At 74.3% G+C, this 10,190-nt stretch carries 11 protein-coding genes, 1 tRNA gene and 1 riboswitch; of the genes, 3 read left to right on the top strand and 9 right to left on the bottom strand.

The features are described 5' to 3' along the window. Positions 1–158: 158 nt before the first annotated feature. Together QOZ86_RS04765 and QOZ86_RS04760 are read right to left on the bottom strand one after the other, a co-directional pair. Entirely contained in the window at positions 159–659 is a 501-nt protein-coding gene (locus QOZ86_RS04765; RefSeq protein WP_284490813.1) for a DUF3145 domain-containing protein, read from the bottom strand. A gap of 657 nt (positions 660–1,316) precedes the next feature. Continuing rightward, a complete protein-coding gene (locus QOZ86_RS04760; RefSeq protein ID WP_284490814.1) occupies positions 1,317–1,538 on the bottom strand; it encodes a diguanylate cyclase domain-containing protein in 222 nt (73 codons plus the stop codon). 559 nt (positions 1,539–2,097) lie between these two features. On the opposite strand from QOZ86_RS04760, the gene QOZ86_RS04755 reads away from it, so the two are divergent. Then, positions 2,098–2,973: a maleylpyruvate isomerase N-terminal domain-containing protein gene (locus QOZ86_RS04755; RefSeq protein WP_284490812.1), complete on the top strand. Its 876-nt coding sequence runs from the start codon at positions 2,098–2,100 to the stop codon at positions 2,971–2,973. On the opposite strand, the gene QOZ86_RS04750 is transcribed toward QOZ86_RS04755, so the two are convergent. Together QOZ86_RS04750 and QOZ86_RS04745 are read right to left on the bottom strand one after the other, a co-directional pair. Continuing rightward, on the bottom strand, positions 2,970–3,641 hold the full coding sequence (locus tag QOZ86_RS04750) for a TVP38/TMEM64 family protein (protein ID WP_284490811.1): 672 nt from the start codon (positions 3,639–3,641) through the stop codon (positions 2,970–2,972). The two genes, QOZ86_RS04755 and QOZ86_RS04750, sit on opposite strands and share 4 nt — an antisense overlap. A gap of 40 nt (positions 3,642–3,681) precedes the next feature. Next, complete coding sequence (locus QOZ86_RS04745; protein WP_284490810.1) at positions 3,682–4,848, bottom strand: M23 family metallopeptidase; 1,167 nt, start codon at positions 4,846–4,848, stop codon at positions 3,682–3,684. An 88-nt stretch (positions 4,849–4,936) separates the two neighbouring features. Further along, a riboswitch (cyclic di-AMP (ydaO/yuaA leader) is annotated at positions 4,937–5,085 on the bottom strand. 167 nt (positions 5,086–5,252) lie between these two features. On the opposite strand from QOZ86_RS04745, the gene QOZ86_RS04740 reads away from it, so the two are divergent. Beyond that, positions 5,253–5,329 (top strand) — tRNA-Ile (locus QOZ86_RS04740). Between the two features lie 27 nt (positions 5,330–5,356). On the opposite strand, the gene QOZ86_RS04735 is transcribed toward QOZ86_RS04740, so the two are convergent. The 4 genes from QOZ86_RS04735 to QOZ86_RS04720 are packed head-to-tail and all read right to left on the bottom strand — an operon-like array spanning position 5,357 to position 8,225. Beyond that, complete coding sequence (locus QOZ86_RS04735) at positions 5,357–5,632, bottom strand: hypothetical protein (protein WP_284490809.1); 276 nt, start codon at positions 5,630–5,632, stop codon at positions 5,357–5,359. 4 nt (positions 5,633–5,636) lie between these two features. Further along, positions 5,637–7,037, bottom strand: coding sequence for an esterase/lipase family protein (locus QOZ86_RS04730; protein ID WP_284490808.1), 1,401 nt, complete (start codon positions 7,035–7,037; stop codon positions 5,637–5,639). After that, positions 7,024–7,806: a hypothetical protein gene (locus QOZ86_RS04725; protein ID WP_284490807.1), complete on the bottom strand. Its 783-nt coding sequence runs from the start codon at positions 7,804–7,806 to the stop codon at positions 7,024–7,026. Before QOZ86_RS04725 ends, QOZ86_RS04730 begins: the two co-directional genes overlap by 14 nt. Next, positions 7,803–8,225 (bottom strand): hypothetical protein, encoded by a 423-nt coding sequence (locus QOZ86_RS04720; protein WP_284490806.1) that lies wholly within the window; start codon positions 8,223–8,225, stop codon positions 7,803–7,805. Before QOZ86_RS04720 ends, QOZ86_RS04725 begins: the two co-directional genes overlap by 4 nt. Before the next feature lie 116 nt (positions 8,226–8,341). Between QOZ86_RS04720 and QOZ86_RS04715 the strand changes: the two genes are divergently transcribed. Then, positions 8,342–8,758: a PaaI family thioesterase gene (locus QOZ86_RS04715; RefSeq protein WP_284490805.1), complete on the top strand. Its 417-nt coding sequence runs from the start codon at positions 8,342–8,344 to the stop codon at positions 8,756–8,758. A 7-nt stretch (positions 8,759–8,765) separates the two neighbouring features. On the opposite strand, the gene QOZ86_RS04710 is transcribed toward QOZ86_RS04715, so the two are convergent. Further along, a complete protein-coding gene (locus QOZ86_RS04710) occupies positions 8,766–10,055 on the bottom strand; it encodes a hydroxyacid-oxoacid transhydrogenase (protein ID WP_284490804.1) in 1,290 nt (429 codons plus the stop codon). Positions 10,056–10,190 lie beyond the last annotated feature (135 nt).

The following is a 10,190-nucleotide window of genomic DNA, read 5'->3' as shown; positions in this document are numbered from 1 at the left end:
GGGTCGCCCACCGCCCCGTCGTCCGGGGGGGGGGGGGGGGCGCCCCCCCCCCCCCCCCCCCCCCCCCCCCCCCCGGTTCCAGGCTACGACGCCTTCCGGGTCCGGCCGGAAGTGTCGTGTTCGTTTCGTGACCCGCCCGCGCGCGGCGGGGGCCCTCTTCAGACCACCTGGTGCAGCCAGGTCGCCGGGCTGCCGTCACCGGCGTGCCGGTAGACCTCGAGGTCGGCGTCCCAGGCCGCCCCCAGCAGCTGGTCGACGCCGTGCCGGAACGCCTCGATCGACGTGGTCGTGGCCGCCAGGTGGCGCAGCTGCTGCTCGGTGACGATGAGGTCGCCGTTGGCGCTGGTGGGCGCCCGGAACACCCCGTGCCCGGGCACGTAGGACATGCGCTCGCCGTCGTTGCCGTGGCTGGCTTCTTCGGTCACCTCGAAGCGCAGCATCGGCCACGCGCGCAGCGCAGCAACCAGCTTGGCGCCGGTACCGGGCGAACCGGTCCACGCCACTTCAGCACGGTAGGAACCGTGCGCTGCGGGCTGCTCAGCCCACGACAGGGAGACCGGCGCGCCGACGACGCGTTCCAGCGCCCACTCGACGTGCTGGCAGAGCGCCTTCGGGCACGCGTGCACGAAGACGACACCCTGGGTTGACCGTCGCTGCACGGGGCACCTCCATCGACTCGATCGGTCTCGTCTTCCCCTACGGACCCATCGATTCGGTGACGCGCTGTGTTCGGCAGTGACAGAGCAGGGCTCCCTGGACAAGTCTGCACGATGGTGCCCCCATCGCGCCAGCCCGGGTGCGATTCCTGGGGCGAAAGTGGTTCCTGACCACTCGGGCGCGGTCTTGTTGCTGGTCAGCGACCGATACCACGGCGGGAAGACGGCGTCTACCCGCTTGATGTCATTCGCCGGGTCGACACCTCGACCGATGTCCGACCGGACGGCATGCAGCGCCCGCTCCGGCGTGGGTGCGAGGTGGGCATCACGGAGAGTGACATACGGGCGGCCGGACACGCCGAGCCGCTGCATCCCACCTGCACAAATCGCGCCCACGACCGGTTACCAAGCGTGGTTATCGCAGCACGAGGCGTGGAGTTGGCGGGATGGGCGGCGGCACGGCACGCTCCGCCCGGTCCCCACCGAGGCCTTTCGCGCGGTACATCCCGACATCGGCGCGGTGCAGGAGGCCTCCACGTCGTCACCCGCTCGATCTCGACACTCCCACACTGGCGGTGACCCCGAGCCCTGTCCCCCGTGGCGGCGACGGCCTCGCGGAGCCGCGCCGCCATCAGCCCGGCGGAGAAGCCGGCGGTGGCCTCAGCGAGAACCGTGGACTCGTCGCCGCCCAGGCGGGCCACCGGGGTCGGGCTCCCGGACGGCGCTGCCGAGTGCCTCGGCGACCGCCGTGAGAAGCACGTCCCCCGCCGCGTGCCCCTCGGCGTCGTTGACCGCCTTGAAGCCGTCGAGGTCCACCAGGTGCACGACCGACGCGCGCCCCACGGCAGCGTCGTCCACGGCGGCTACCCGCTGGAGGAACAGCCGCCGGTTCGGTGATCCCCGTGAGTGCGTCGGTGGAGGCGAGCGTCTTCTGCGTGCGCATCAGCTCTACCTGCCGGTCGTAGGTGGCCCAGGAGTTCGCCGAGGACATCGCGCAGACGATGGTGAAGACCGCCATGACACCCACGAAGAACGCCCCGCGCGACGTCAGTGCGGGCATCTCCAGGAACAACAGGTAGACCACCGTCATCACGCTGCCCATGGCGACGACGCCCTGCGGCGGGTATGCGACGGCCAGGTGGGGAAGCGTGAGGAGCATCAACGCGTCCAGCGGGCTGGACGCCCCGCCGTCGAGCCACGTCGCGGTGATCACCACGGCGGCGGCGGCCGGCGACCGGAGGTGGAACAGCGTCGGGCCGCGCCAGTCGCGCATCATGGCTCCCACGGGCAGCACAGGATCGCCGGCGTGCCGACCAGCACGGTCGCGGTGACCGCGAGCAGCGCGGGGGCCCGGGGTGAGGAGGCACCGGACGCCCGGCGGCATCCATGCCTGCCGGGACGGGAGGCCGGGTAGGGGCCGGACGTGGGTGGACACCGGGGCATGGCCGGCAGGGGCCGGGACGAGATCGCCGGGATGGTGCTCGGCGCGTGGGATGCCTTCCTCGAGCGGGCAGAGTCGGTCGACCTCGACCGGAGCTCCCGCCTGCCGGGCTGGCGGGCACACGAGATCTGCGTGCACCTGGGGTGCTGGGACGACCACGCCGCCCTGCACGACCTCATCGTGTCGGCCCGCGCCGGTGCTCCGGGAACGCCGCCGGACCCCGACGCGGTCAACGCCCGGGTCACCACCGCCCACCGGGACGCCTCCCGGGACGAGGTCCTGCACGCTCTGCGGCGCAACCGGGCGGCCACCGCCCGGTACCTGAGCGAGGAGCCCGAGGAGCTCGACACGGCACCGGCCGTCTCCGTCGTCGGGCGCCTGCCCCTGCTGAGCGTCGTCCTGGGGCAGGCCTACGAGCTCGCCGTCCACGGGCTGGACCTGGTCTCGTGCGGCGCGGAGCCCCCGCCGCCGGCCGTGCTGCAGTCCGGCCTGGCGGCCCTGACCGACGTGACCGGCGCCCTGGCCGCCGCCACCGGCACCCGTGGCCGGGTGACCCTCGTGACCCCGGACGGCGGGTGGGGCTTCGTCGCGGACGGCGACGGGTGGCAGGTGCGGCGCACCCCGGCGGGGGTGGTCGACGGCCCGGCCGTGGAGGCGGCGGCCGATCTGCTGCTCGACGCCGCCTCCGGGCGGGTGAACCCGGTGCCGGCCGTGGCCCGGCGCGCCCTCAAGGTGCACGACGTCGGCGGTCTGCTGCAGCTGGCGCCGATCGTGCAGCAGGCGCCCGGCATCCCCGGCGGGCCGATCCTGCAGCTGGCCGCGCGCACCGTCGGCGGCGCCGGCGGGCTGCTGGGCCGGCTGTTCGGGCGCCGCTAGGCCGCTCCCCCGGCTCCCGCGCGCCGGCGGTACCACCACGCACCGCCCGCCCCGAGCGCGAGCAATCCGAGGACGACGGTCGGGACGGCGACCAGGGCGCCGGCCCGCGCGACGACGAAGCCGGCCGAGGCCCCGATGCCCACCTGGACGACCGTGCTGGGCACCAGCCCGATCGTGGTGGCGGCCAGGAAGGACATGAACCGCACCCCACCGACGCCGGCTGCGTAGTTGACGACGACGAACGGCACGACCGGGACCAGTCGCCCTACGAGCACCGAGACGAATCCACGCTCGGTGAGCAGCCGGTCGGCCCGCTGCAGCCGCGGCCCGGCGATCCGGGTGACGGCCGGGCGGCCGAGCACGCGGCCGAGCGCGAACGCCGCGCCGGCGCCCAGCAGACCGCCGGCGACCGCCACGGCGAGCCCCGGGCCGAAGCCGAGGACCACCCCGGCCAGCACCGAGAGGGCCGACCGCGGAACCGGCGCCACCAGCACCACGGCCAGCCCGGCCACCAGGAGCAGCCAGCCCTCCGGGCCGCGCCCGTCCAGCCACGTCCGCACCTGCGTTCCCGACGGCAGGTCCACGGTCAGCGCCAGGACCGCGCCGGCGAGCAGAACCGCGACCAGCGCGGCCGCCCGCAACCCGATGCGCTCTCCCCCCGTCCGCACGCCCCCATCCTGCGCGAGACGGCGCGACGGCTGGGTGGGATCAGCCGCAGCTGCCGCCGAGCGAGACGCCGCGCTGGGCCAGCCACGGCGCCGGGTTGGACCGGTCGGCGTACAGACCGCCGTGGTGCACCTCGAAGTGCAGGTGCGGGCCGGTGGACTGGCCGCGGTTGCCGACCTCGGCGATCTGCTGGCCGGCAGTCACCACCTGACCGGCCTGGACGAAGAACTGGTTCACGTGGCCGTAGACGGTGATGGCCCCGTCGGGGTGCTGGACGGCGACGGCGAGCCCGAAGCCGCTGGCCGGTCCGGCCTGGAGGACGACGCCCGGCTCCGGGGTGAAGACCGGCGTGCCGATCGGGGCAGCGATGTCCACCCCGAGGTGCATGGTCCCCCACCGGGCGCCGTAGCAGGAGGTGACCCGGCCCTGCGTGGGCGCGATACCGCCACCAGTGGCCGTCAAGGTGCTCACCGCCTGCTCGGCCGCCTCCTGTTCCGCCTTCTGCGCCGCCCACGCCGCGGCGGCATCCTCGGCCCCGCGCAGTTCGAGCAGGCGGACCTCCGCGTCACGCAGCTGCTCGTCCAGGGCTGCCTTCTCCGCGGTGAGGGCGTCGAAGGTGGTCTGCGCGCCGGCGAGCAGGGCATCGACCGCCGCCTGGGCCTCCTCCGCCTCCCGGGTGACCGCGTCGCGTTCCGCGACGGCTGCCTTCGCCTCCCGGTCCAGCCGGGCCTCCCGCGCCTCGGCGACCTCGAACTCCTCCAGGACCTGCGCCCGCTCCTCGCCGAGGATGTCGAGGGTGGCGGCCTGCTGGAGCAGCTCGCCGGGCCCGTCGGCGTGCAGGACCATCTCCATCTCACCGAAGGTCTCGTCGGCGCCCATGTAGGCCTCCCGGCCGAGGGTCGCGACGTCCTTCTGCGTGCTCGCCACGGCCGCCCGGACCGCGGCGAGTTCGGCGGCGACGGCGTCGGCGTGCTGCTGGGCGGTGACGAGAGCCACCTGTGCGGCCAGCGCGGCGCCGCTGGCCTCCTCGGCCCGGAGCGTCATCTGCTCGAGACGGGCCTCGGCGTCACGGACGCGCTGCTCGATGCCGGCGACCTCCGCGGCCATACGGTCGTGCTCGGACTGCGCCTCGGCGGCGGTGCTGGGCGCGGCGACCGCCGGCCAGGCACCGAGGAAGGACACGGCCAGCAGAACGGTGAGTGCCGCCACGTGCCGTCCAGTCCGGCGTGGATTCGCCCCGCGGCGCGTGGGTAGGGGCAGGTGACGCAGGTGGTGCAGAGTCGCCAAGGCGACGGTCTCCGTTCCTCGGTCCGCCTACCAGGTCAGCTGACGGGTTCGGGCCGGAACGTGGCCCTACCCGTCTGCCTGCGGGAGCGCAGACGGGATTCACCCCAGAGAACGTGGGTCCCCGGTCCACCCGGCCATCAGGACGGGCAGCTCGGCGGGGTCCGCCCGAGCCCCCGGGTTCGGGGGCGGGATCGGGTGGACCGCGAGGAAGGCTACAAGCGCGGAGCCAAAATGTCACAGGGTGATAACGGATCTTGCTGGTCCGCCCCATGCGCACCACGGCGCGGCGACGGCGCGGCCGCGGCATCTGGCAGGCTGTCCGCAGCGGGGCGGTAGCTCAGCCGGTCAGAGCATGGGACTCATAATCCCTGGGTCGTGGGTTCGAGCCCCACCCGCCCCACCAGCGGCTTTTCCGCAGGCCGTCGCGCGCCTAGTCGGGGTGCGGGCCGTGCTGCTCCTCCAGCACCTTGCGCTCGTCCCCCTCGTCGAGGTCGATCGACCGCGAGAGGCCCGACGGCGGGTCCCCGGGGATGTCGTCCCGGTAGCTCAGGTCCGCGCTCGCGACGTCCCCGCGGCCGGTGAGTCGCTCCTCGATGCCTGCTCCGGTGGTGGACCGGCCACCGGAGCAGGCGGCCATCGTGGCCAGGACGAGCGGCGCGAGGGCAGCGACCGCCCCACCTCGAGTGACGGAGCGGGTCGGGCGCACCGGGTCATCTCCTGCCGATCGAGTAGACGTGCGCGACCACCTCCGCACCCTCACCGGGACCGGCGAAGAACGGGGCGGCACTGGCCCGGTACGCGGCGATCGACGGGTCGTCGCTGCGGTCGATGATCCGGGCCGCCCCCAGGTACGCGCTGCCGATGCCGTGATTCTCGTCGACGGAGCCGTACTGGGTCCCGAACGTCACGGTGGTGACGTTCCGGTCGTCGTCGTTGGCCCGTCCCTCGAGGTACGGGACGACGTCGTGGGCGTTCTCCAGCGCGAGCACCTGGACCGACGAGGGAACGTCCGCCCGGCCGATCGGTGACCCCACCGTGAGGACGTTCCGCACGTCGTACGGGAAGTCGACCGTCCCGGCGTCGTGCGCGGCCTGGGCGGCCACCATCCCGCCCTGGCTGTGACCGACCAGCATCACCGGATCGCTCGACCCGGCGCCCGCCCGTCGCAACGCCTCGGCGACGGCCGCCTGCCGTGTGGTGCTGTCACCGCCCAGCACCCGGACGTTCGTGCCGAGGTCATGGGCCGACGGGTTGACCGACGCACCGGGCGGCGACCAGCTCCTCGTCCCGGGGATGTCCACGATGTAGGCCCTGCTCCCGTCGGCGCGGAAGAGCACCCGGACGCTGATCTGGTCCTCCTCGGCACTGGAGCGGACGGCGCGGAGATCGAGGGCCACCAGGAGGTCGCTGACGTTCCTGGGTGGTTTCGTCACCGGTCCGCGCTGGTCGTCCGGCAGCGGAGTGACGACGGGCCGGCCGTCGGGCCACAGCCGGCCGAGCCGGCGCGCGGCAGCCCGGACGTCGCTCCCACCGAGCCACGGGGAGAACAGGCCACCGGTCATGGCGTTCACCCGCGAGGCCAGACCCGGCGCCATGCCCACCGCGTGGTCGACCAGGCCGGGGTGCTCGGTGAGCCAGCGCTCCGGATCGTCGATCAGCGCGTCGGTCTCGGCGACCGTGCCGGCCGGGTCGACCAGGAACTGCCCCACCCCCAGTGTGACCAGCCCGGCCAGGGTGGCTGCGGGGAAGTAGCCCGCCGCCCAGTGCAGGTCGTCGGCCAGCTCGGCGAGGGCGGCGTCCGCCGCCTCGTACGCCGCGGCGGCCGCCTGCAGCGCCGCCGCCCGTGCCGTGAAGTGCACGGCCAGGGCGGTCAGACCCCGCGGACCGTGGAGAGACTCGAGCAGCGCAGCCTCGAACCGGACGACGCCGACCGGATCGAGTACGGCCGATGCGAGCAGATCCGGGTCGGTGAGCACTCCGGAGCAGGTTCCGCCGGTGCCGGCGAGCATCTCGGCCAGATCGAGGCTGCTGCGCCCCAGGACGGCGAGATCGGCGAGATCGGCCTCCAGGCCCCCTGCGCCACCGCTGACCCGGATCTCAGGACTGCTCACGGGGACTCTCCAGGAGCGCGCCCACGACCGGTGCCATCCAGGCGCCGATGTCTCCCGGCTCCACCCGCACCAGATCGACCATCCGGCGCGGCCCCCCGTCCGGTCGCGGCCGGAGGCCCACCCAGCCCGCGTCGGTCGCCAGCCAGGAGAGCTCGCCGGCGCCGACGGCCGAACCCGCCCGACCGACGACCAGGCAGCTCAGCGAGCCGGCCGTCCGCCGCTCCAGTTCCTGCGCCAGCGCCCGTTCCTCCGCGGTCGCACCGGGCGACGGCGCGTCCTCCAGCAGGGCCAGCGGGAGGCGACCGGCGACCGGGACGCCGTCGCCCGGCTCCTCCCCTGCCGGCCAGGGCCCGGTCACCTCCGCCGCGTCGGGCACGGCCCGCGCCAGCTCGACGCCCAGCCGCACGGCCGGCGCGAGCGACAGCTCCACGCCGCCGTCCGCCAGGGTGAGCAGCCCGACGACCACGTCCCGGCCAAGGGCGAACCACCCCTGACGGGCACCGGTACGGCCGGTGACCTGGAGCCGGATCGTCAGCAGCGGGCGGTCCAGCGTGGCCAGGTCGGCTGCCACGGGCGGCACCGGCTCGACCGCTCCCCCGCCCTGCGTCACCACGATCCCGGCCTCGACCAGCGCGGAGATCGCGACGTCCCGGCCGGCAGGGCTCAGCGGGACCGGGGCGAACGCCGGCGGTGGGTGCGTCAGCCGGCCGGCCGCGACCACCGACCATTCGGCGGCGGTGAGGGTCAGCCGCCGCGGCCCGGCGCTCACCACATGCCCAGTCGGCTCAGCCGGCCCGACGCCTGGCGCCAGGCGTCGGCGCCCGCCTCGGGCAGGTGGCCCAGCACGCCGCCGACGTCCTCGAACAGCTCGACTCCTCGGGCGGCCCGCTCGGAGAGCCAGGCCCGGACCGCCCGCTCGGCGCGGGCGATCTCCGCCAGCCGCTCGCGCAGCGCGTCGGCGTGCCGGCGCAACGCCTCCGCGGCCTGCTCCATGGCGTCGGTGGCGGCATCGACGTCGGCGCAGTCGCGAGCCACCTGCCGGCGGTACGCCGCGGCTGCGTCGGACACCCAGCGGGTGCGCTCGGCCTCGCGCCGGTGCTCGGCGCCGGCTGCACGCACGTCCCGGGCCCGCTGCGCGAGCTCCGCCGCCAGCGCGTCGAGCGCATCCGGGTCTCCGTACAACCCCACGGCGGCCGCCTCCCGGTTCCAGAACTGCAGCGGAGCCTAGGTTCGCGCCCGGTCCCCCGTGGGGCTTCCGGAGCACCTGTGGAGACCGGCTGGACCTGTTGAGGAATGCTGGGCCGGTGCCTGGTGAAGCCTCGTCCGACGCCCGCGTGCAGGCCGTCCTCGACATCCCGCTGCACCGGTTCCTCGGCGTCGAGCTGCGCGACGCGCGGGACCCGTCGGCGGGGATCCGCTTCCCGGTCGGCGAGGCCGCGCAGAACCCGGCGGGGATGCTGCACGGCGGCATCGTCTACGCGCTGCTCGACGTCGCCTCGTTCCTCGCCCTGCTGCCCTCGCTCGGCGACGGAGAGCACGCCGTGACCCACGACGTCGCCGCCTCGCTGCTGCGGCCGGTCGCCGCCGGCGCGACCGTGGAGCTCTCCGCGACAGTCCTGCGGCGGGGCCGGGCGGTGGCGTTCATGCGGGCCGAGGCCACCGTCGACGGGGTGCTCGTCGCCACCGGTCAGGTGACGAAGACGGTCCTCACCCCTCGCTGAGCCGGCGTCACCACAGGGACATCGACCGGCGGAAGATGCCGGCGAGGTCGTCCGCGGTGACGTCCCGGGGGCAGGTGGCCAGCAGTCGCTGCTGCTTCATGGCACCGTCCACGAGTTCGGGAACGTCGCCCTCGCCGAAGCCGACGGCGCCCACACCGTTGGGGATGCCGATGTCGCGCATGAGATCGGCCAGGACCGTGGGCAGGAACTCGGCGAGGTCGTCCGGCCGGTCGGCGCCCGGGGCCAGCAGCTCAGCCGCGCGCACGTGCCGCTCGGGCGAGGCATCGAAGGTGAACCGGAAGGCCTCCGGCGCGGTCAGGGCCACCGACATGCCGTGCGGCACCATCGGCTCGTCGCCCGGGTAGTCGTCGGGGTGGAAGTTCTTGACCTGCCCGGCGATCGGATAGGCGTTGGCGTGGGGGATGTGCACACCGGCGTTGCCGAAGCCCATGCCGGCGAACGTCGCGGCGAGCGCCATGTCGGAGCGGGCCTGCACGTCGTCCCCGTTGCGGACGGCCGTGCGGAAGGAGCCGGCCAGCAGCGTCATGGCCTTCTCCGACCACATGTCCGAGATCGGGTTGGAGCCGCAGTAGGGCACCCGGTTCCCGGCCGCTTTGCGCTCGTAGCTGGCGTACCAGCGGGCGGTGTAGCTCTCCAGGGCGTGGCAGAGGATGTCCATGCCCGACGCCGCGGTCACCCCGGCCGGCTGGCTGCGGGTGAGGTCGGGGTCGATGACGGCCAGGGTGGGGCGCAGCCGCGCGTGGCTGATCCCGGTCTTCACCTTCAGCGACAGCACGTCCATCACGCAGATCGTGGTGCTCTCCGAGCCGGTGCCGGTCGTCGTCGGCACGGCGACCAGCGGCTTGAGCTGCTCCGTCGGCGCCTGCCCCTTCCCCACCGGCACGTTGACGTAGTCCATCAGCTCGCCGGGGTTGGTGGTGAGCAGGTTGATCGCCTTCGCGGTGTCGATGGCCGAGCCGCCGCCGACCGCGACGAACGCGTCCCACGGGCCCGACGCCCGCGCCTCGTCGATGGCGGCGATCAGGCTGACGTCGGTCGGCTCGACGTGCACGCCGTCGAAGACGCGCGCCTCGATGCCGAACCGCTGCATCTGCTCGGCGACCCGCTGCGGATGGCCGGTGGCCGCGACACCCGGGTCGGTGATCACCAGCACCCGCCGCACGCCGTACCGGCTGAGGTCGTAGCCGATCTCGTCCGACGCGCCACTGCCGAACTTCAGCTGCGGGGCGCCGTAGGTGAAGACGGACTCCGGATTGCCGGGCACGCTGCTCGTCATGGAATCCCCCTGGGCGGGTCGGGCGGTGCGGTGACGGTGATCGGGTGGACCGAATGGTGCACCAGCGGTCGTGCTCGCCACCACGGCGGTCCGGACCACCCGCCAGAGCTGAAGGAGCCCGGCGAGTGCGACGGA

The organism is Blastococcus capsensis, assembly GCF_030165005.1.
GTDB classification, from domain to species: Bacteria; Actinomycetota; Actinomycetes; order Mycobacteriales; family Geodermatophilaceae; genus Blastococcus; species Blastococcus capsensis.
The sequence above is the reverse complement of the archived record's forward strand: the minus strand, read 5'-3'. Positions and strand labels throughout refer to the sequence as shown.

Coding starts and splice junctions, on each gene's coding strand:
- QOZ86_RS04755 (WP_284490812.1), top strand. CDS start 2,098: ATGGCCGGCAGGGGCCGGGACGAGATCGCCGGGATGGTGCTCGGCGCG.
- QOZ86_RS04710 (WP_284490804.1), bottom strand. CDS start 10,055: ATGACGAGCAGCGTGCCCGGCAATCCGGAGTCCGTCTTCACCTACGGC.